This window comes from uncultured Litoreibacter sp., assembly GCF_947501785.1.
Lineage (GTDB): Bacteria > Pseudomonadota > Alphaproteobacteria > Rhodobacterales > Rhodobacteraceae > Litoreibacter.
Genome location: NZ_CANMXB010000001.1, coordinates 1,927,331 through 1,947,563, shown reverse-complemented (window position 1 = coordinate 1,947,563; position 20,233 = coordinate 1,927,331). Strand labels below are relative to the sequence as shown.

At 58.4% G+C, this 20,233-nt stretch carries 21 protein-coding genes and 1 tRNA gene; 8 read left to right on the top strand and 14 right to left on the bottom strand.

Translation table 11 applies throughout. The features are described from left to right. Positions 1 to 41: 41 nt before the first annotated feature. Genes Q0899_RS09720 through Q0899_RS09710 form a run of 3 tightly spaced genes read left to right on the top strand, consistent with a single transcriptional unit; the run spans position 42 to position 3,395 of the window. Entirely contained in the window at positions 42 to 1,268 is a 1,227-nt protein-coding gene (locus tag Q0899_RS09720) for an ABC transporter permease subunit (RefSeq protein WP_298362486.1), read from the top strand. A 1-nt stretch (position 1,269) separates the two neighbouring features. Then, positions 1,270 to 2,589 carry an amino acid ABC transporter permease gene (locus Q0899_RS09715; protein WP_299192517.1) on the top strand — a complete coding sequence of 440 codons (1,320 nt, stop codon included), beginning with the start codon at positions 1,270 to 1,272 and terminating at the stop codon, positions 2,587 to 2,589. Positions 2,590 to 2,603: 14 nt separating this feature from the next. Beyond that, the gene (locus Q0899_RS09710) at positions 2,604 to 3,395 is read left to right on the top strand and encodes an amino acid ABC transporter ATP-binding protein (protein ID WP_299192515.1); all 792 of its coding nucleotides are present in this window, start codon (positions 2,604 to 2,606) and stop codon (positions 3,393 to 3,395) included. Positions 3,396 to 3,508: 113 nt separating this feature from the next. On the opposite strand, the gene Q0899_RS09705 is transcribed toward Q0899_RS09710, so the two are convergent. The 4 genes from Q0899_RS09705 to argB all read right to left on the bottom strand — a co-directional run bounded on the left by Q0899_RS09705 (position 3,509) and on the right by argB (position 6,374). Further along, positions 3,509 to 4,006 (bottom strand): histidine phosphatase family protein, encoded by a 498-nt coding sequence (locus Q0899_RS09705; protein ID WP_298299569.1) that lies wholly within the window; start codon positions 4,004 to 4,006, stop codon positions 3,509 to 3,511. Positions 4,007 to 4,011: 5 nt separating this feature from the next. After that, on the bottom strand, positions 4,012 to 4,665 hold the full coding sequence (locus Q0899_RS09700) for a ferredoxin (protein ID WP_298299390.1): 654 nt from the start codon (positions 4,663 to 4,665) through the stop codon (positions 4,012 to 4,014). Further along, entirely contained in the window at positions 4,662 to 5,456 is a 795-nt protein-coding gene (locus Q0899_RS09695) for a sterol desaturase family protein (protein ID WP_299192513.1), read from the bottom strand. The genes Q0899_RS09700 and Q0899_RS09695 overlap by 4 nt, the downstream gene beginning before the upstream one ends. A 72-nt stretch (positions 5,457 to 5,528) precedes the next feature. Then, positions 5,529 to 6,374: an acetylglutamate kinase gene (gene argB / locus Q0899_RS09690; protein WP_298362597.1), complete on the bottom strand. Its 846-nt coding sequence runs from the start codon at positions 6,372 to 6,374 to the stop codon at positions 5,529 to 5,531. A gap of 138 nt (positions 6,375 to 6,512) precedes the next feature. Here argB and Q0899_RS09685 point away from each other — a divergent pair, with 138 nt between their 5' ends. Continuing rightward, positions 6,513 to 7,247, top strand: a complete 735-nt coding sequence (locus Q0899_RS09685; protein WP_299192510.1) for an SDR family oxidoreductase — start codon at positions 6,513 to 6,515, stop codon at positions 7,245 to 7,247. A gap of 3 nt (positions 7,248 to 7,250) precedes the next feature. On the opposite strand, the gene yihA is transcribed toward Q0899_RS09685, so the two are convergent. The 8 genes from yihA to rpmH form a co-directional block, all read right to left on the bottom strand. Continuing rightward, complete coding sequence (gene yihA / locus Q0899_RS09680) at positions 7,251 to 7,901, bottom strand: ribosome biogenesis GTP-binding protein YihA/YsxC (RefSeq protein WP_298299380.1); 651 nt, start codon at positions 7,899 to 7,901, stop codon at positions 7,251 to 7,253. 31 nt (positions 7,902 to 7,932) lie between these two features. Beyond that, positions 7,933 to 8,676: an MOSC N-terminal beta barrel domain-containing protein gene (locus tag Q0899_RS09675; protein WP_299192508.1), complete on the bottom strand. Its 744-nt coding sequence runs from the start codon at positions 8,674 to 8,676 to the stop codon at positions 7,933 to 7,935. Beyond that, the gene (yidC, locus tag Q0899_RS09670) at positions 8,673 to 10,496 is read right to left on the bottom strand and encodes a membrane protein insertase YidC (RefSeq protein WP_299192506.1); all 1,824 of its coding nucleotides are present in this window, start codon (positions 10,494 to 10,496) and stop codon (positions 8,673 to 8,675) included. Before yidC ends, Q0899_RS09675 begins: the two co-directional genes overlap by 4 nt. A 115-nt stretch (positions 10,497 to 10,611) precedes the next feature. Continuing rightward, entirely contained in the window at positions 10,612 to 11,943 is a 1,332-nt protein-coding gene (locus Q0899_RS09665) for a bifunctional diguanylate cyclase/phosphodiesterase (RefSeq protein WP_299192504.1), read from the bottom strand. Between the two features lie 257 nt (positions 11,944 to 12,200). Then, positions 12,201 to 13,070, bottom strand: a complete 870-nt coding sequence (gene ttcA / locus Q0899_RS09660) for a tRNA 2-thiocytidine(32) synthetase TtcA (protein ID WP_299192502.1) — start codon at positions 13,068 to 13,070, stop codon at positions 12,201 to 12,203. Positions 13,071 to 13,119: 49 nt separating this feature from the next. Next, complete coding sequence (gene yidD, locus Q0899_RS09655; RefSeq protein ID WP_298299366.1) at positions 13,120 to 13,341, bottom strand: membrane protein insertion efficiency factor YidD; 222 nt, start codon at positions 13,339 to 13,341, stop codon at positions 13,120 to 13,122. After that, positions 13,338 to 13,721 carry a ribonuclease P protein component gene (gene rnpA, locus Q0899_RS09650; RefSeq protein ID WP_299192499.1) on the bottom strand — a complete coding sequence of 128 codons (384 nt, stop codon included), beginning with the start codon at positions 13,719 to 13,721 and terminating at the stop codon, positions 13,338 to 13,340. Before rnpA ends, yidD begins: the two co-directional genes overlap by 4 nt. A 44-nt stretch (positions 13,722 to 13,765) precedes the next feature. Then, entirely contained in the window at positions 13,766 to 13,903 is a 138-nt protein-coding gene (gene rpmH / locus Q0899_RS09645; RefSeq protein ID WP_298299358.1) for a 50S ribosomal protein L34, read from the bottom strand. 305 nt (positions 13,904 to 14,208) lie between these two features. Here rpmH and Q0899_RS09640 point away from each other — a divergent pair, with 305 nt between their 5' ends. The 4 genes from Q0899_RS09640 (at position 14,209) to Q0899_RS09625 (ending at position 17,930) form a co-directional block, all read left to right on the top strand. Further along, positions 14,209 to 14,943: a TVP38/TMEM64 family protein gene (locus Q0899_RS09640; protein WP_298299355.1), complete on the top strand. Its 735-nt coding sequence runs from the start codon at positions 14,209 to 14,211 to the stop codon at positions 14,941 to 14,943. Positions 14,944 to 14,946: 3 nt separating this feature from the next. Continuing rightward, positions 14,947 to 16,365 (top strand): FAD-dependent oxidoreductase, encoded by a 1,419-nt coding sequence (locus Q0899_RS09635; protein WP_299192495.1) that lies wholly within the window; start codon positions 14,947 to 14,949, stop codon positions 16,363 to 16,365. Between the two features lie 21 nt (positions 16,366 to 16,386). Beyond that, positions 16,387 to 17,790, top strand: coding sequence for a HAMP domain-containing sensor histidine kinase (locus tag Q0899_RS09630; RefSeq protein ID WP_299192492.1), 1,404 nt, complete (start codon positions 16,387 to 16,389; stop codon positions 17,788 to 17,790). Positions 17,791 to 17,853: 63 nt separating this feature from the next. Continuing rightward, positions 17,854 to 17,930: transfer RNA gene (locus tag Q0899_RS09625), tRNA-Arg, on the top strand. Between the two features lie 229 nt (positions 17,931 to 18,159). On the opposite strand, the gene Q0899_RS09620 is transcribed toward Q0899_RS09625, so the two are convergent. Together Q0899_RS09620 and Q0899_RS09615 are read right to left on the bottom strand one after the other, a co-directional pair. Beyond that, complete coding sequence (locus Q0899_RS09620) at positions 18,160 to 19,527, bottom strand: sensor histidine kinase (protein WP_298355584.1); 1,368 nt, start codon at positions 19,525 to 19,527, stop codon at positions 18,160 to 18,162. Continuing rightward, positions 19,524 to 20,198, bottom strand: coding sequence for a response regulator transcription factor (locus Q0899_RS09615; RefSeq protein WP_298355587.1), 675 nt, complete (start codon positions 20,196 to 20,198; stop codon positions 19,524 to 19,526). Before Q0899_RS09615 ends, Q0899_RS09620 begins: the two co-directional genes overlap by 4 nt. Positions 20,199 to 20,233 lie beyond the last annotated feature (35 nt).

Here is a 20,233-nt window from a genome sequence, read left to right as displayed (position 1 = left end):
ATCTGCTTAACTGGGCCAGCCAACAACGGGGAACGTCCTAGATGACGACAATCACCGACCCTCCCAGGGAGTCGTTCCGGCTTTCTATGCTCCTTTATGATACCCGCTATCGCTCCCTGACCATTCAGGTCGTAGCGTTGATCGGATTCTTGATACTGTTCGGCTGGCTTATCGCCAACACCGCCCAGAACCTCGCAGATCTCGGCAAAGAGCCGAGCTTTGGTTTCCTCTACCAACCGGCGGGCTATGACATCAACCAGCGGTTGATTGAATACACGTCGCGGTCCTCCCACCTCAGGGCGGCCTTCGTTGGTATACTCAACACATTGGTCATTGCGGTCCTGGGCTGCATTCTGGCCACCGTCCTTGGCGTCTTGATCGGGGTGGCGCGGTTGTCCAGCAACTGGATCGTGTCGCGGATCATGGCCGTTTATGTGGAGATGTTCCGCAACGTGCCAGTGCTGCTGTGGATCCTGCTAGTCTTCGCGGTCATCACCGAAAGCCTGCCGGCGCCGCGCGCGTTCAGGGGAGAGGATGCAAGCGCGTCGATGTTCCTTGACCTCTTCGCTGTCACCAACCGGGGCGTCTACGTTCCCGCGCCGTTGCTGAATGGCGGCATTTCTCCCGGTATCAACTGGCTGATCATTTTGGTGGTGCTCGCCGTCTCTATTTGGGCGGTGATGCTGGTGCGCAAGAAGGCGACGGCGACGCAGAACGCTACCGGGGTGCGCCCGACGACGTGGTACTTGCAGCTGGGTATCATCTTTGTGCCGATGCTGGCGCTGTTCGTGATCTTCGGGCTGACATGGTCGGTGCCGGAGCTGAAGGGCTTCAACTTCCAGGGCGGGTTGCACCTGCGCAACTCGTTGATCGCGTTGTGGCTGGCGCTGTCGCTTTACACGGCGGCCTTCATCGCGGAAATCGTACGTGCCGGTATTCTGGCCATTTCCAAGGGCCAGTCGGAGGCCGCCGGCGCTTTGGGTCTGCGCCCGAACCGCATCATGAACCTAGTGGTGCTGCCGCAGGCGCTGCGGGTCATTATCCCGCCGTTGATCTCCAACTATCTCAACCTGACGAAGAACTCGTCGCTGGCGATTGCCGTTGGGTACATGGACATCACGGGCACGCTGATGGGCATCACGCTGAACCAAACCGGCCGCGAGCTGGAAACGGTGCTGCTGGGCATGCTGATCTACCTGACGATCTCGCTGCTGATCTCGGCGGTGATGAACGTCTACAACGCGCGTATGCAATTGGTGGAGCGTTAAGATGAGTGACACAAACGCAAATTCCGTCGCCTTCGTCCGCGAAACCATGTTGGAAGAGAAGGCGCCGCCTTCGACCGCCGTTGGGGTCGTGGGCTGGGCCAAGGCCAACCTGTTCTCAGGGGCCTTCAACACCATCCTGACGCTCGTGTCGCTGGCATTCGTGCTCTACATCCTGTGGGGGCTGGTGCCATGGCTCTTGTCCCCTACATGGGGCGCCCTGTCGCTGAACGAGTGCCGCGAAATCAATGGCCCTGGCCATGGTGGCGCTTGCTGGGGGGTGATCTCGGATCGGTGGCAGCAGCTGCTCTTCGGGTTCTATCCCAATGGCTCTGATGGGGCGGCTGATCTGCGCTGGCGTCCGGTGCTGGCTCTTGGCCTACTCTTCGTGGCAATTGCGCCGGTGCTGTTCGACAAGGTGCCGCGCAAGCTGTTCTACATGACTGCGGTCTACCCGTTCATGATGCCTTGGCTCTTGTGGGGCGGTTCCGTCTGGCTGCCTGTCATGGTGATGTTAGGGCTGGTCCTTGGCTACCTGATCATCAAATACGGCGCGGACAAGATCGGATCCCTCGCGGCGCTGATCGTTGGTGTGCTGGCGACGGTCCTGTTTTGGCTCTACGGGGTCAGCCCGGTCGCGGACGCCATTCACAGCGCCATCCCGTTGGGTTTAGAGCCGGTTGAGTCCCGCAAGTTCGGTGGCTTCATGCTGTCGATCACCATCGGGGTTGTGGCCATCATGTGCTCGCTGCCGATTGGCATCGTGCTGGCGCTTGGGCGTCAGTCGGACCTGTTGATCGTCAAGGCGCTATGCGTTGGGTTCATTGAATTCATCCGCGGTGTGCCGCTGATCACCTTGCTGTTCGTGGCCTCCACGCTGCTCAACATCTTCCTGCCGCCGGGCACGAACTTTGACATCATCCTGCGGGTGATGATCATGGTGACCCTGTTTGCCGCCGCCTATATGGCCGAGGTGATACGGGGTGGTCTGGCTGCGTTGCCGAAGGGCCAATATGAAGGCGCCGACTCGCTCGGCCTCGATTACTGGCAGGCGCAGCGGCTGATCATCATGCCGCAGGCGCTGAAGATTTCCATTCCGGGCATCGTGTCGACTTTCATCGGGGTGTTCAAAGACACCGTGCTGGTGTCGATCATTGGCCTGCTGGACCCGCTTGGTCTGTCGAACGCGATCCGCGCCGACGCCGACTGGAACGGCATCGTCTGGGAAATCTACGGCTTCATCGCATTGTTGTTCTTCGTCGTGTGTTTCTCGATGTCGCGCTACTCCATGTATCTTGAGCGTAAGCTCAAAACGTCTCACTAAAGGAGGTCTGAATAATGTCTGACCTGGCAACTGACCGCGAAATCGACCGCTCCAAGATGCAAGTCTCGGATGAGGTCGCGATCCAAATCACCAACATGAACAAGTGGTACGGTACGTTCCACGTGCTCAAGGATATCGACCTGACCGTGCAGCGTGGCGAACGTATCGTCATCGCCGGCCCCTCGGGGTCCGGCAAGTCGACGCTGATCCGCTGTATCAACCGGCTGGAGGAACACCAACAAGGCCAGATCATGGTGGATGGGACCGAACTGACGTCGGACCTAAAGAACATCGACAAGATCCGGTCCGAGGTTGGCATGTGCTTCCAGCACTTCAACCTCTTCCCGCATCTCACGATCCTCGAGAACTGCACGCTGGCCCCGATCTGGGTGCGCAAGACACCCAAGAAGGAAGCCGAAGAAACCGCGATGCACTTCCTCGAGAAGGTGAAAATCCCGGAACAGGCCGACAAGTACCCCGGCCAATTGTCCGGTGGTCAGCAGCAGCGTGTGGCCATTGCGCGCTCGCTGTGCATGCGCCCGCGCATCATGCTGTTTGACGAACCGACATCGGCGCTTGACCCTGAGATGATCAAAGAGGTGCTCGACACCATGATCGAGCTGGCCGAAGAAGGCATGACCATGCTCTGCGTGACCCACGAGATGGGCTTCGCCCGTCAGGTCGCCAACCGCGTGATCTTCATGGATCAGGGCCAGATTGTCGAACAGAACGAGCCGGAAGAGTTCTTCAACAACCCGAAATCCGAGCGGACCAAGCTGTTCCTCAGCCAGATCCTCGGCCACTAGGTACCGCGCGTTACATCAAAGCAAAGGCCCCGGGCGTCTCGCTACGGGGCCTTTGCTTTGATGACTGGTGTCGGTACAGGGTGTGTACGCGCTGTGTACGGGGTGTGTACGCCCTAAAGCAGCACTTTCAGGTCCCTTGGAACCACGAAGTTGATCAGCCTGGCATCCCCGAATTTCAGGTCTTTCCAGCTGTCCAGATGCACCTCCGAGATCAAGGTAGAGGTCGTCGGAAAGCTGGCAAACCGCTCATGCTTGGGCCTTGTTTCGCTGATCAAATCGGCAAAGCTGGCCATCCCGGGGTTGTGGCCCACCACCATCAAATCACCTGCCGGGGCGTTTCTGATCTTGGCCAAAATGGTGTCAGGCGTCGCGTGGTAAAGCCCTGATATGTAATCAGTAACTGGCTTGTCGGCAAATTGCTCCATCAGGATTTTCGCCGTCATTTCGGCGCGTTTTGCCGTGGAACACAGAAGCGTTTTCGGGACGTGGCCGCGATCCGCAAGCCAAGCTCCCATCCGTTCCGCGCCAGCTTCACCGCGTTCATTCAACGGGCGGTCATGGTCATCAAGCGTCAGGTCATCCCAACTGGATTTGGCGTGGCGGACAAGGATGAGTTTCAGCGGTCTTCTCCCAGAAAAATGCGCATATGATAGGCGTTTTGCTCACTCATCCTTGCATAGCTTTGCGACACCGGACAAGCCCGCCTGACGGAACAACCTAGCTGTTTGTTTTCGCGCCCTTTTTCGCTGCTGATATGGGCCTTGCAGCCCGGCACATCGTACCTGTCTGCTGTCAATGCGCGCGGGATACAGGCCGTCAGGCAAGGCTGCGGGCAGGTGTCACACGGCCTTTCCCCGGCAGGTGGTAAATCGAGCCTCTCCCGCAATGCCAGTGCGCCCCTGTAGGACACCATTAACCCTTGCGTGCTATGAACCAGCAAGTTGACCGGGCTCTGCCAAGTTTGGCCCGTTTCAAGCGCCCAGCTGAAGAACGGCTTAAACGGGGGGCCGCCAAACGGGAAGATTGCCTCCCCTTTCAGGTCTCGCGCCATGGCGTTCAGAACGCGCTCTGACCACCGGTCCATCGGGTCGGGGCGTTGGTCCAGCCACTCTGGCGAGGTCGAAAAATCGGCCCAAAAGTCGGAAGTTGGTCCCAAAAGAACAAGAGTTTCGCACCACTCAGGCAAATGTTCTTTGTTTTCAGGGTGAATGCCGCCCAAAATTAAGAGGTTGTTAACCTCCGCCAACCGCTCGATCTCTGCGTAGGTCACCTTCTCAAGAAGGGCAGGGCAAGACTCCAGCCCAACTTGGATGGTCGGTCATCTTGCCATTGAAGCCCGATTTTCATGTCGTCATGCCCCTCAGCTGGTTGCGGAATATAGGTGCGGAACATCCGGTCCCAGATCGACAGAGCGAAGCCATAATTGCTGTCATGCTCATGGCGATGCACTGAATGGTGCACGCGGTGCATGTCAGGCGTCACCATCACCCGGCGCACAATGGCGTCCAGCCACAGGGGCAGTTTGATATTGGCGTGGTTGAACATAGCGGTGCCATTCAGGATCACCTCGAACAAGATCACCGCCACAGCGGCTGGCCCCAGCAGGTAAACCAGCCCGATCTTGAGCAGCATTGACAAGGCGATTTCCAGCGGATGGAACCGGATGGCCGTGGTCACATCAATATCGACATCGGCGTGATGAACCTGATGCAGTCTCCAAAGGATCGGCACCTTATGGGTAATAAGATGCTGTAGCCAAATGAAAAAATCGAGAATTAGAATGGCCAGGATGATCTCCAGTGCCAGCGGAAGTGACACGCTGTTAAACAGACCCCAGCCCTGGTTTCCTGCGTCAATTGCCGCACCGACAGCGAGCAGGGGCAGCGCAAAGGCCATGACATTCAGCAAAACCGTGTTCGCGATCGTGATGCCCCAATTCGTCACCCACCGAGCTTGGCGGGTTTGGCTCCGCTCCCTGCGCGGCATGACCGCTTCAACCAACGCGAGAAGCGCAAATAGGCCCAGAAAGACGCCAAATCGGAGGAGAGTTTCGTTTTCCATGCGCCAAACCTACAGCCCGCCTGCTGGCAGGCAAGAGGCGCGGTGACGCAGGACCACCACGTTTGCGTGAACCTACAGCCGGATGATCGAGCCCGCGCCATGTTCGGTAAACAGCTCAAGCAGGCATGCATTGGGCGCACGCCCATCAAGTATGACCACCGCTCTGGTCCCGCCTTTGAGGGCTGACAGCGCAGTTTCGGTTTTGGGGATCATCCCCCCTGCAATCGTACCGTCAGCCGTCATTGCGTCGATGTCTTTTGCCGAAAGCTCGGTCAAAACCTCACCATCCGCCCCCTTTACGCCCGAGACGTCAGTCAGCAAAAGAAGGCGATCTGCGTCCAGCGCAGCGGCGATTGCCCCGGCTGCGGTGTCTCCGTTGATGTTGTAGGTCTCGCCGTTTTTGCCTGTCCCGAGGGGGGCTACGACGGGAATGACACCAGCCGCAAACATCTGTTTTATAAGGCCGGTATCAACCTGTGTCGGCTCACCCACCAAACCCAGCCGAGGATCGCTAGGCTCGCAGACGATCATGTTGGCGTCCTTGCCCGATAATCCAGCCGCGCGGCCGCCCTGATCGTTGATCGCTTGCACGATGCGTTTGCCCACTTGTCCAGACAGCACCATTTCAACCACTTCGACGGTCGCGGCATCCGTGACCCGTTTGCCGTCGACGAACTCGGTTTTGACGCCGAGCTTGTCGAGCATCTCATTGATCATCGGCCCGCCGCCATGCACCACCACCGGGTTGATGCCCACCTGGCGCATCAAGGTGACGTCTCGCGCGAAGCTTGCCATGCCCGCGTCGCTGCCCATGGCGTGCCCGCCGAGCTTAATGACAACAGTCGCCCCGGAATAGCGCTGCAGGTAGGGCAGTGCCTCGGACAAGGTGCGGGCTGTGGCGATCCAGTCTTGGTTCATGGATGTCTGCTTTTTCATCAGTGTTTCCAACAATATGCAGCCCCCTGTTAGCCTTTGCGCGTAGCCCTGCCAAGCCCGGCGGCCCCGCATTGTAATTCCGCGCCGTCGCGTTAGGGTTTGCGTGAAAGAGGTGCCGGCATGAGCGATGAACAGAGAATTCTTGTGCTAACCGGGGCAAGTCGCGGCATCGGCCATGCGACTGTGCGGCGTTTCAACGCTGAGGGGTGGCGCGTCATCACCTGTTCGAGACATGCTTTCCCAGAGGAATGCCCGTGGGGTGGGGGGGCCGAAAACCATGTGCAGGTTGACCTGTCCGACCCCAAAAACACGATTGAGGCCATCCAGGATATTCGCGGCAGGCTGAATGGGAAGCTACATGCTTTGGTGAATAACGCGGGCATTTCGCCGAAGGGCGAAGAGGGCGCGCGATTGAACACCCTTGATACGGACCTGCGAACCTGGGGCCATGTGTTTCATGTGAATTTCTTTGCCTCGGTCGTTCTGGCGCGCGGGATGCGGGAGGAACTGGCAAATGCGCGCGGCTCAGTCGTAAATGTCACATCCATTGCGGGAAGCCGGGTGCATCCCTTCGCTGGCGCGGCCTATGCCACGTCAAAAGCGGCCCTTACCGCACTGACACGGGAAATGGCGCATGATTTCGGGCCTTTGGGCGTCAGAGTAAACGCCATTGCGCCGGGGGAGGTTGAGACTGCGATCTTGTCGCCAGGCACTGACAAAATCGTTGACGAATTGCCCATGCGTCGGCTGGGCCAACCTGAAGAAGTCGCCGCCGCAATCCATTTCCTTTGCTCTGATGAATCGAGCTACATTTCCGGCACAGAGATCGAGGTAAACGGCGCTCAGCACGTTTAGGCTCTACTCCAACGTGGCGATGATGCTGCGCAGATTGGCGATGCCTTCGCCCTTCTCGGATGATGTCATCACGATCTCGGGGAAGGCGGCCGGATGCTTGGCCAAGGCGTCGCTGACCTGCTGGACCAGCCTATTGCGGTCTTTGTCTTTGATCTTGTCGGCTTTGGTCAGGACCACCTGAAACGTGACGGCGGACTTGTCCAGCAGGGTGAGAATGTCCTGATCGACCTTCTTGACGCCATGGCGCGCGTCAATCAGCACGAAGGCGCGGCGCAGGGTCTGGCGGCCGGACAGGTAGGATTTGAGCAGGCGTTGCCACTTTTCGACAACCGGCAGCGGGGCTTCGGCGAAGCCATAGCCGGGCAAATCGACGAGGTAGTGTTCGTCCTGCAGCGTGAAAAAGTTGATCTCTTGTGTCCGGCCAGGTGTGTTGGACGTTCGCGCAAGTGCCTTGCGGCCAGTCAATGCGTTGATCAGGCTGGATTTCCCGACATTTGACCGCCCGGCAAAGCACACCTCTTTGCGGTCAGCCTCCGGCAAGCCGCTCATGGCCACGACGCCTTTCAGAAAGTCAGTCTCGCCTGCAAAGAGCTTACGACCAAGCTCCGCGTTTGCGGGGTCCGGCTCGTCCGCGATTGTGAATGTGAAGGCCATGGTGTGATCCGATCCGCTGGGTGGCCTTGCCCTACAGCACCCGGACCGTGTCGCCAAGTTTGATTTCACCGCCCTCAATAACCTTGGCGTAAATGCCGAAGTCCTGATGGCCCCATTCCCTGAGCGCGCCGAGCGTATCGGCATCCCGTTCCCCGCTTTGCGGGTTGGCGGTGGTGGCAAGGCAACGCCCAATGCGTTCCTCGACTGCTAGTTTCACGTCGCCAATCTGAACGGTATTTCCAACCCATTCGAATTCTTCCCACGCTTCGAGCCCGTCAAGCCAGAGGTTTGCACGCCATCTGATTAGGGACAGCTCGGTTCCAACCTTGTCTGCGACCGCCGCGTTGCTGGCCAGATTAGCGATGGAAATTGAAGGGAAGTCCGAGTCGGTCATCCCGCGCCCGGCCACGCGAATGATGCGGGCTGATGCGGCCCTATTTTCCGGCATAAGCGGGCGCACCCAATCTAACAGCTGTTCGGCGTCGCGTTCTGGGTGGATCGTGACCGTCGGTTGCTCAGGGTGGGACAAGGTGAGCATCTCGGTGGTCTCATCCAGTTCAGATGCGATCGCCATCAGCTTCGGGGCTTTGGCCACGCGCGAGAAGTTGGCGCAGGGCGCCCAGGAAGAGCCGTCCGTTTTTGCAGCCTCATGCGCGATCGCCCATGTGCGATCCCATGGCATCGTCTTGCCCGCCTCTAGCGAAACCCGCTCCAGAGCCTCGCGGCCGTGGCTTTTGATCGGGTGGCGCCAAAGGTGGGCTAAGGTGATGGTCATTCTTCTACTTTCGGCTTTCGTTTGAAGCTGGATTTGATGTTGCCAAACAGATCCGGCTTATACCCCTGGCTGCGCATGATCGCGTATTGCTGCACGAAAGTGATGACGTTGTTTGCGATCCAGTACAACACCAGACCGGATGCAAAGCTGCCCAGCATGAACATGAAGACCCATGGCATCCATGCAAAGATCATCGCCTGCGTCGGATCGGTGGGCGCAGGGTTCAGTTTTTGCTGCAGCCACATCGACACGCCGAGGATCAGTGGCAGGATACCGATGAAGATCAGGGCCATGATGGACCCCGGCTCCGGTCCGGCGAAGGGCAAAATGCCCCAGAGGTTCAGCAGCGAAGAGCTGTCAGGCGCGCTGAGATCCTTGATCCAGCCTACCCACGGCGCGTGGCGCAGCTCAAGCGTGACGAAAATCACCTTATAGAGCGAGAAGAAGATCGGGATCTGCATCAGGATCGGCAAACACCCAGCAGCTGGGTTCACCTTGTTGTCTTTGTAGAGCTTCATCATGCCCTGTTGCATCTTCTGTCGGTCGTCGCCGGCGCTTTCCTTGAGCTTTTCCATCTCTGGCTGCAGCTCTTTCATCTTCGCCATGGAAACGTAGGACTTGTAGGCCAGCGGCAATAGCAGCGCCTTGATCAGCAGGGTCAGGACGATGATCGACCAACCCATGTTGCCGATGATGGTGTTCAGCCAGTGCAGCACCGCGAAAATTGGCTTGGTCAGGAAGAAGAACCAGCCCCAGTCGATGCTGTCGAGAAACTTGTAGACGCCGCCGTCACGCTGGTAGGTGCGGATGGTGTCCCATTCCTTTGCACCTGCGTAAAGCTGGGTATGCGCTTTGCCGGTTGTGCCAGCCGCGATTTCCATCACTGGCAGGCGCATTTCAGTATGATACCGATCGCTGCCCGGCACATATTTCGTGACGGATTCGAAAGACTGTTTGGCGTCTGGAATCAGGACCGACATCCAGTAGTGATCGGTGAAGCCAATCCAGCCATTGCCGGCGGAGGCCTCTTTTTCGACATGACCGCGCTCGGCCGTGTCGATGTCAAAATCCTGGACATGGTCATAGTCGATCTCGGTCAACTCCTCGCCGGATTGACGAATGATGCCCTCATGCAGGATGAAGAAATTCTTCAGGTCAGTCGGCTCGCCGTGACGCACCAACATGCTGTAGGGGTAGGCCCGAATAGGCGCATTGGTCGTGTTTTCAACGGTTTGAGTGACGTCAAACATGTAGTTTTCGTCAATTGCGATGGTCCGGCGGAAGATCAACCCTGCGCCATTGTCCCATTTCAGGGTCACGGGGGAGCCGACAGTCAGCTCCGACCCGCTTTCCAGGTTCCAGGCCGTGTTGGCGCTCGGGACCTGGTCAAAGGTCAGATTGCCACCGGGGACCCAGCCGTAAAGCGCATAGTAACCATGCGCACTGCCAACTGGTGAGAAGAGCGTCACAATGTCTGATTCTTCGTTCAGCGTTTCGCGGTAATCCTTCAGTGACAGATCGTCGATCCGGCCGCCGGTCAGGGAGATTGAGCCTTCAACCCGTGGGGTTTCAATCGTGATGCGGTCACCGGCGGCAAGCGCCGTTTCGCGCAATTCCTGCGGAGTTGTGGCCTCGATCGTGCTGCCTTCTAAGCCTGCGCTTGGCGGTAGGACCGTGCCATCTGCTGCCGGTTGGGATGTCGTCGCCTCGTTTGCGACTTGTTGGACAGGTTCTTCAGGAGGAAAGATAAAAAACCATACCATGATTACGAGAAAGCTGAGCGCTGTCGCAAGAATTAGGTTCTTGTTCTGATCGTCCATTTTTGGAGCCGCCACCTGTCAAAAGAATGTGCAGGTGGTTCAATATGCTGGGCGGGCAAAGGTCAAGCGGTTTTCCCAATAGCGGCGATGAATTCCACTATGAAAAACAGGTGTTTTAGCCCGCCCTGTTTCCTAGCATAGGCGAGGTGTTCAATGACTTTTGATGTTGCAAAATCCAGTCGACAGTTTTGTCGAAAGGCATAGGCCTGGCAATTGCAAAACCTTGCAAATGGCTGCAGCCGAGTTGTGACAGGATGGATTGCTCGCCGATATTTTCCACCCCCTCCGCCAGCGTCTCAATTCCAAGGCGTTCGCCAAGGCCGACAATGGCCGCAATCATGCGCTGCTGTTCAGGGTCGGAATCCGCGTTGACCACGAAGGAACGGTCAATCTTGATCCGGTCCACAGCGAAGCGGCGGATGTTGGACAACGAGGCATGGCCAGTCCCAAAATCATCGAGATCGATCCGGAAGCCCTGCGCCCCAAGTGCCCGAATATTTCGCGTGATGATGTCATCATCATGCTCGGATATTACGGTTTCCAATATTTCGACCGTCAGGCGCGCCGGTGCCAATTCAAACCGGTCAACGTCCCATTTGATTCGCTCAACCAGACTTGGGTTTCGCAACTCTTGCGTGGCGAAATTCACGGCAACGGATGGCACAATGGCACCTGCCTTGTCCCATTCCACCAGTGCCCTAAGCGCGTGGTTCAGTATGTTTTCACCAAGTTCCTCCATCCGGCTTGATGCTTCAAGCGCGGGAATGAAAGCCGATGGCGGCAAATTTCCCCTGGTTGGATGGTCCCATCGGGCGAGCGCTTCGAACCCAGTGATTTCACCCGTGTCTGTCGAGATTTGCGGTTGGAACCATGGATTGATTTGCCCCTCGCGCAAAGCCTCCACCACCTCACTGGAGAGGGCGCTTTTGACTGGGGCGGCCGTCTTGGGGGAAAAGGCGCGGATAGCCCGTGGAGCGTTTTGTTCTGCTTCCTTAAGTGCGGCTTGTGCAGCGCTGAGCATCGAGACCCCGTTTCTTTCGGGTGCCCTGGCGTCGATACAAAAACCCGCTGAAATCGTGAGATTGAGAATGCCGCCATCAATCTGGATGGGTTCGGCCGAAATGTCCTCTAGACGTTCGCATAGCGTGATCACCGCGCTCGTCTCCGGGGCGCGCACCGAACAGACCATGATCCCGAATGATGTATCTGAAAGCCGGACCAATTCGTCACCGGATCGCAGAATGCTGCTCATGCGTTGGGCGGTTTCGGCAACGGCCTGATCGAAAGCGGCCTTATCCCAGTTTCTTCTGAGGTCGGCAGTGTCATCGATGCTGATGGCGATACAGGCGGTTTTCTGGAAAGTCGGTTCCTGCGTCAGCTGATTGTCAAGCGAAGCGATCAGCGAATCGATCCCATCATTGCGTGACTTTGGTGCTTTGCGGGCCATTGGCTGCGCAGACACCGGGATGTAAATCAGGGTGAGACCGATCGCGAATAGCGCAATCCCCAGCAAGGCGGCGTCAGCGTTTATCACGTAAGCCGCAATTGCGCTGAGGGGCAGCAAAATACAAACGCTGTACCAGCGCAAAGTGCTGGGGCGGTTTAGCCTTGCTCTTATTCTAGTTGTAATTGTGCCTGACGCCGACATGGAACACCCCGCAGTTGAACTGCCCACGGGTCTAGCCGTCGTTTCAGGTGATATCGTTAATCCTCGCCCCGCAAATGCGGAACATTTTCGTCAAATTCAGTGGTACCTGCGGTAAGTCCCTGAAAATCAAAAAGCTTCGGGTCAAGCAGGTGGGATGGTCTAGCGTTCATCAATGCGCGAAACATCTTTTGGCGGCGGCCGGGGGCTTGTGCCTCCCAACCGTTCAGCAGCTGCTTGATGTTTTGTCGCTGCAACCCGTCTTGCGAGCCACAAAGGTCGCATGGGATGATCGGATAGTTCATCGCGGTCGCAAATTTCTCACAATCTTGCTCGGCAACATAGGCGAGAGGCCGATACAGGAACAAATCGCCCTCTTCGTTAACGAGTTTGGGTGGCATCGTGGCCAGCCGGGACCCGTGGAACAAGTTCAGAAAAAAGGTCTCCAAAATGTCGTCGCGGTGGTGGCCCAGAACAACAGCGGTGCAGCCTTCCTCCCGCGCGATGCGGTAGAGGTTTCCCCGTCTGAGCTTGGAGCAAAGCGCGCACATTGTGCGCCCGGCGGGGACTTTGTCGACGACGATTGAATACGTGTCCTGGTATTCGATGCGGTGCGGTACTTTCATCCGCTCCAGGAATTCAGGCAGCACGGTTGCAGGGAAGTTGGGCTGCCCCTGGTCGAGGTTGCAGGCCACGATCTCAACCGGCAAAAGGCCGCGCCATTGCAGCTCCGTCAGTGCGGCGAGCAGCGTATAGCTGTCCTTGCCGCCTGACAGACAGACCAGCCACTTGGCGCCGCGTTCCACCATCGCAAAGTCATCAATGGCTGCGCGGGTGTCGCGGATGATCCGCTTGCGCAGCTTCTTGAACTCGGTGGTCGAAGGCGCGCCATGAAAGAGCGGGTGAATGTCGTCGGATTGATCAAGCATACGGCGCTTATAGAGGCCGGATATTGGTGTGGGAAGGGAAGGTTGCGCTCTAATCGGGCACGTCGTCCACGCCCATCCCACCCCACGGGTGGCATCGCAGCACGCGTTTAGCCGCGAGCCAGGTGCCCTTGATGCCGCCGTGCTTTTCGAGCGCCTGCATCGCGTAGGCCGAACAGGTCGGGTCGTACCGGCAGTTGAAACCCACCCAGGAACTGAACGTCTTGCGGTAGGCGCGTACGGGCAGCGATATGATGAAGGCCAACGGGCTCATGTGTGCAGCTTACTCAAAGCGCGGCGCAGGTCGTCGGTCATCTGGGCGAAGTTGCGATCCACGGTGGCGCTTGGCCGGCCGACCAGCACATAGTCGTAGCCAGCGTGGCCCAAAGACGGCAACACCGCGCGTGCAACTTCGCGTAGGCGGCGTTTCGCGCGGTTTCGAGTGACGGCGTCGCCGACTTTCTTGGAGCAGGTGTACCCAACGCGGATTTTGGGGTCATCGTCTTTCCGGTTGTGTGCTTGCAGCAGGAAGGCGGGTTGGCCCGTGCGGTCTGCTTTCGCCGCTCTGAGAAAATCGGAGCGGTTGCGCAGAACCTCCAGACGAACGGAAACCGCCGGCGGCGTTTCCGCGACCAGGACGTTGCGTCCTGCCACGGGTGCCTCCGGCGGTTTCAAAGCGATACAGAAATCGGCGGCGCTTACGCGCTCAGCGATTTCCGGCCTTTGGCGCGGCGCGCGTTCAGGATCTTGCGGCCGGCTTTGGTTGCCATGCGTGCGCGGAACCCGTGGCGGTGTTTGCGAACCAGGTTCGACGGCTGGTATGTACGTTTGCTCATCGTGAGCCTCCTTGCGGATGCGGGCGGAAAATCGACCAGATTCGAGGCCCAAATGTATTCAGAACCCGCGTCATAGACACCGCCCGCGCGCCCGTCAACGGCAATGGCACGCCTCTTGGGCCTGTTTTTGCAACAAATCGCGCAGGAATGCACAATTGCCCTGCGCCCGTTGCGGCAATCAGTGGCTTTGCGGGATGAAAAGTGGCTGTAGTGTTCACTCCAGATCAACCCCCCGTGAGCGTGGTATCGCTTGGGGGCTGATTTCGGCATGAAGGGGCAACTTTTCGTTCCGAGGACACGACCAAATGAGTGACATGACCCAGATGCCCGACAAATCAGCGCTACAGAGGCGCCTGCCGATCATCGTAATTGGCGTTGCCGCTGTGCTGGGGGCCATTCTGCTGCGAGATTACCTGAGCTTCGACACGCTGCGCGACAACCGCGAGGCATTGATCGAATTCCGCGATGCCAACTACGTGTTGGCCGTACTGTCATTCATCACGATCTACATCCTCATCGTTGGATTTTCGCTGCCAGGTGCCGCAATCGCTACATTGACGGGTGGCTTCTTGTTCGCCACGTTTCCGGGCGCTTTGTACAACGTGATAGGCGCGACCATAGGCGCGACCGCCATTTTCACGGCTGCCCGCGTCGGGTTTGGAGACAAGCTTGCCGACAAGATGGAAACAGGCTCGGGCTTGGTCAAACAGATCAAAGACGGCATTGACGAGAACCAATGGTCCGTCCTGTTTTTGATTAGGCTGGTGCCCGCTGTCCCGTTCTTCGTCGCAAACCTTGTGCCCGCTTTGGTCGACGTGCCCTACCGGCGCTTCGTTATTTCGACCTTTCTGGGCATTATTCCGGGGTCGGTTGTCTATACCTCGGTTGGGGCAGGGCTGGGCGAGGTTTTTGAACGCGGCGAGACACCAAATCTCGGGATCATCTTTGAGCCCCACATATTGCTGCCAATCCTAGGTCTTTGCGCATTGGCCGCGTTGCCGATACTGCTGAAAGCCGTGCGCGGCAAAGAAGGTATCTGAGCGATGAGCAAGATCGAAACGGACCTGCTGGTCATTGGCGCCGGCTCCGGCGGGCTGTCCGTTGCCGCCGGAGCGGTGCAGATGGGGGCAAAGGTTGTGCTCCTGGAAGACCACAAAATGGGCGGGGACTGCCTGAACTACGGCTGCGTGCCGTCAAAGGCGCTGATCGCGGCGGGCAAGCAGGCGCATGCGCTGCGCAACGGCGCGAAGTTTGGCGTAGCCGATGTCACCCCTAAGGTGGATTACGCAGCGGCCAAGGATCATGTGCACAAGGTTATCGAGACAATTGCGCCGGTTGACAGCGTTGAGCGCTTTGAAGGTCTCGGGGTGCATGTCATCCAGGAACGCGGCCGCTTTGTTGGTGCCAACACTGTGCGGGCAGGGGATCATGAGATAACCGCCCGGCGTGTTGTCATTGCGACCGGCTCTGCGCCGTTCGTGCCGCCCATTCCGGGGTTGGACAAGGTGCCATACCTGACCAATGAAAGCCTGTGGGACCTGCGGGACCTGCCCAAACACCTGCTGATTGTAGGGGGCGGCCCGATCGGGATCGAGATGGCGCAGGCGCATCTGCGGCTGGGCTCCAAGGTCACCGTGATCGAGGGCATGAAGGCGATGGGCAAGGACGACCCCGAGCTTGCCAAGATCGTGCTCGACAGGATGCGGGAAGAGGGCATGGTGATCGAAGAGGATGCCATGGCCGAAGAAATCACCGGCAAGGCGGGTGCAATCACCGTCAAGGCCAAGGATGGCCGGGTGTTCAAAGGCACCCATCTTCTGATGGCCGTGGGCCGCGCCGCCAACACTGGCGATCTAGGGCTTGAAGAGGCGGATATCGCGTTTGACCGCAAAGGCATCAAGGTAGATGCGTCGATGAGGACCTCGAACAAAAGGGTCTATGCGATTGGCGATGTGGCGGGTCAGCTGCAGTTCACCCATGTCGCGGGCTACCATGCTGGCGTGGTGATCCGCTCCATCCTCTTTGGGTTGCCGTCAAAGGCGAAGCAAGGCCACATACCATGGGCCACCTACACCGACCCCGAACTTGCCCAAGTGGGCCTGACCGAAGCGCAGGCCCGCGAAAAGCACGGCGACGGCATGGAAGTTGCCCGCTTTGAGTTTCATGAAAACGACCGGGCTATCGCTGAGGGAAAAACCACGGGCCTGATCAAGGTCATGGTGGTGAAGGGCCGCCCCGTCGGCGCTTCAATCGTGGGCGCATCCGCGGGTGATCTGATCGGTGTCTGGGCCTTGGCAATCGCAAATAACCTCAAGATGAGCCAGGTTGCGGGCATGGTTGCGCCCTACCCGACGCTCGGAGAGGTTAACAAAAGGGCGGCAGGTGCTTATTTCTCCCCTAGACTGTTTGAAAGTGCGATGGTCAAACGGGTTGTAGGGCTAGTGCAGCGCTTTCTGCCATAGCGGCGGCGCTTGGAGGTTCATTTGATTAGGTCACTTTCTGGTCGGTTTCTGATTTTGTCCATCATCTTTGTGATGGTGGCAGAGATCCTGATCTTTGTGCCCTCTATCGCGCGGTTCCGGCAGGAATACCTGAACGCCCGGCTGGAGAAGGCGCAGATCGCGTCCCTGTCGGTTCTCGCCTCAGAGGACGCGGTCATTTCATCCGACCTCGCGCAGGAGCTGCTGGACAATGCGGGGGTCTATAACGTCGCCTTGCGCCGTGACGCGGTCAGCCAGCTGGTCCTGTCTTCACCCGTGCCCGGGCAGGTCACCACCATGGTTGATCTCCGCGACCCGTCGGCATTCTACCTGATCCGCGGCGCGATGATGCAAATCTTCATGCCCGCCGAGGGCGTCATTCGCGCCATTGGGGCTCCCACCAATTCAGCAGGTACCTTGATTGATGTGACGATGCCGCAAGCGCCGCTGCGGGCCGCAATGATCGATTACGGGCTGCGCATCTTGTGGCTTTCGCTGGTGATCTCGGTCATCTCGGCGTTACTGCTGTTTTTTGCCGTCGGCCGCTTCATGGTGAAACCGGTCAAACGGGTGGTCCGCCATATGGAGGTCTATGCCGAGGCCCCTGAGGACGCCAGCCGCATCATCACGCCCCAAGCCACGATCACGGAATTGCGGTCCGCAGAGGACGCCTTGGCGGCCATGCAAAAACAACTCACCGGGTCGCTGAAGCAAAAGGAGCGGCTTGCCCAGCTTGGCGGCGCGGTTGCCAAGATCAGCCATGACCTGCGCAACATCCTGACCACAGCGACCCTGCTGGCCGACCGCATGGAAAGCAGTGAGGACCCGGCGGTGAAACGCTCGGCCCCCAAATTGGTGAATTCTTTGAGCCGCGCGGTAAACCTGTGCGAAGGGACGCTGGCCTTTGGCCGGGTGGAGGAACCGCCCCCAAGCCTCTCAATGGTTCATCTTCCGCGATTGGTCGATGACGTGATTGAGGGCGAGCGTCTGGCCTCGGACGGCACGGTGACACTGATTGACGAGGTTGAGCCCGGCTTGATGGTGCGGGCCGATGAGGATCAACTGTTCCGGGTGCTTGGCAACCTGGTCCGCAACGCGCGGCAGGCGATCGAGGCGTCCAAAAAGGACGGCACGATCAAGATCAGCGCCGAAGAGGGCGAAACGGACTGGCGACTGCTGGTCTGCGACACCGGCCCCGGGTTGCCGCCAAAGGCGCAAGAGCATCTTTTCACGCCATTTGAAGGCGGCGTCCGAAAGGGCGGCACCGGCTTGGGTCTGGTCATCGCATCCGAACTTGTGCGGGGCCACGGAGGCGAGCTGAGCTTGTCGAGGACGGACGAGACAGGGACGGAATTCATACTTCGCCTGCCAAAGCACCCCTTGGAGATTGGGCAGGCGGCGGAATAGGCCATTAACCGCGCCGATTGCACTTGCAAACCGAATATCTGGGCGTTACATCGCCCCTACCGCGGATTGGTAGCTCAGTTGGATAGAGTACTTGACTACGAATCAAGGGGTCGGGGGTTCGAATCCTCCCCAGTCCGCCAAAAAATCACCCAAGTAATTGATTAAAAAGAAAAATCCACCGATCCCCCTGAGGATTCGGAGCCATCCCCCAACAGAGATACAAGATACTGTGGATGAACGGGTGATATGCCCCTTTACGTTGTGTGACTGGACTGGCTGTTTTCGCAAGATATTGAGAAAGGAGACGGTTTGAGATTTGAAGTTGATTCCGAAGAACGCGCTTAGCACTTCCGTGGCATCGGAAAACGACTATGACCGGATGGACGGCATCGATACCACAGCGCGGAGGCCGTTGCCTGTTGGCCTTAGCTCGAAATGACCGGTGTGGTTATCCAAAACGCGTTCTACGATGGAAAGACCGAGCCCGCTGCCCGGGCCTGCATCTGCCTGACCGAAGCGGACACGCGCCTGATCGAGTTTTTCAAGCAGGATTCCGCGGCCATCATCTTGAATGGCAATCTCGACATTTTCCCCACTGCGTCGCGCCGAGACTTCGATCCGGGACAATGTAGGCCCGCCGTGAACAAGTGCATTGGTGAGCAGGTTCAAAATGGCTTCCTGCAACATCAACGCGTCACCGAGCAGGTGAAGTCTCTCTGAAGCTGGGGCGACTATGATTTCAACATCTTTTTTCCCAACGTCCTTGTTGAGGCGGGTCAGGCAAGTGGTGATAAGCTCTGACACCTCAATCCGGTCTCGTCGAACGTCCTGAGCATCGCCGCTGGCCCGCTCGAAGGAAAGGAGTTGGTTTGTCAGATGGGTGGCGTCACGCGCCGCGGCAACCAGTTCCTTGCTCCGGGATTTCGCGGCCTTGGCATTTGGTGCACTTTCAACAGCTTCCGCCAGAGCGAGTATGCCCGCTATGGGATTGCGGAGCTGATGGGCTGCGTTGGAAATGAATTCGTCCTTTGAACTGATCCGCCGTGATACCCGGTCGAGTAGCGAGTTAAGGGTGGACACGACGCCCCTGACTTCAACGGGGACGCTACGGCGTATGGGTTCGAGCTCGCTTGGGGTGCGCTTCGCAATCGCCTCTTGCAGATCCAGAAGTGGGCGCAGGCCTAGTCCGACGCCAAACCAAACGATTGCGGCGACAGAACCCACAATCAGCGCGATAACCCCGATTGCCCTAAAGCCAACAGCTTGGACAAACGAAGCCCTGACTTGTGTTGGTTGCCAGACAGTTATGGTGAACAAACCGGTTAGCCCGTCCACGGACATCGCGTCACGAAAGCGGAGCACGCGAACCGCCTGACCCTGATACAAAGCGTCAAAATAGTATGGATCTTCCTGATCGGTAGGCAGGTTGGCCCCCAATGCGGGAGGGGTCGCGTAGCCTGTTACGAACACGCCATCCGGGGCGAAGACATGGTAGAACAGCTCTCCACCCGACGTGTCATTGACCAAACGCCGCGTTGAAGAACTGAGCGCGTCACCGCCTGACAGGGCGACATCACGTGAAATAGCCAGAGCCGCGGACAGCAGTCCGCGATCAAAGATATCCTCTGCGCGTTTCGTCGTCGTTTGTAGCTGCCAGACCGCCGCAATCCCTGCAACGAGCAGGAGGGGGATCAAGATGATGAAGATCAGCCGCAGGCGGAGGGATCGGGTGTTCATCTGCCGGGCGAGTGCTGAAGTTGGTAGCCGAGGCCGCGGGCCGACTTGATTTCGACGCCGTGGGGTTTCAGCCTTGACCGGAGGCGAGAGACATAGACCTCAATCACGCGCTCTTCGACATCGGCGCCGGTGCCGTACACATGGTCAAGAAGCGCAGATTTGGTGATGCGACGGCCATCCGCGAGGATAAGGCATTCGAAGATAGACAGCTCCCGTCGGGGGATGTCCAGCGCTGTGTCTTCTGCTGTCAGCTGGCGCGCGGCCACGTCGAATTGTAGCGGCCCGATGTTGCGCACCTGTCGGGATTTGTCCGCTCTGCGGCGGCTGAGTGCGCGGACGCGGGCCTCCAGCTCGTCCATCTCGAAGGGTTTGATGAGGTAGTCATCGGCACCCGCATCCAGACCGATCACGCGGTCCTTGATCTCGGCGCGTGCGGTCAGCAGCACGACGGGGCGTGGGTCGTCACGGGCGCGCAGCTCGCGTAGGATTTCCAGCCCGTCCTTTCCGGGCAGGTTGATATCGAGAATGATCAGGTCTGATGTGTCCGTTGCCAAAAATTCTGCGGCGTCCGTGCCGTTATGCAGAATGTCCACAGCATGACCCTCATCCTGCAACCGGTACGCTATGCCCTTGGAGAGCCCAATATTATCTTCGACCAACGTGATCCGCATCTTTTTTCGCCGCTGCAAGTTTCATGCAAGGTTCG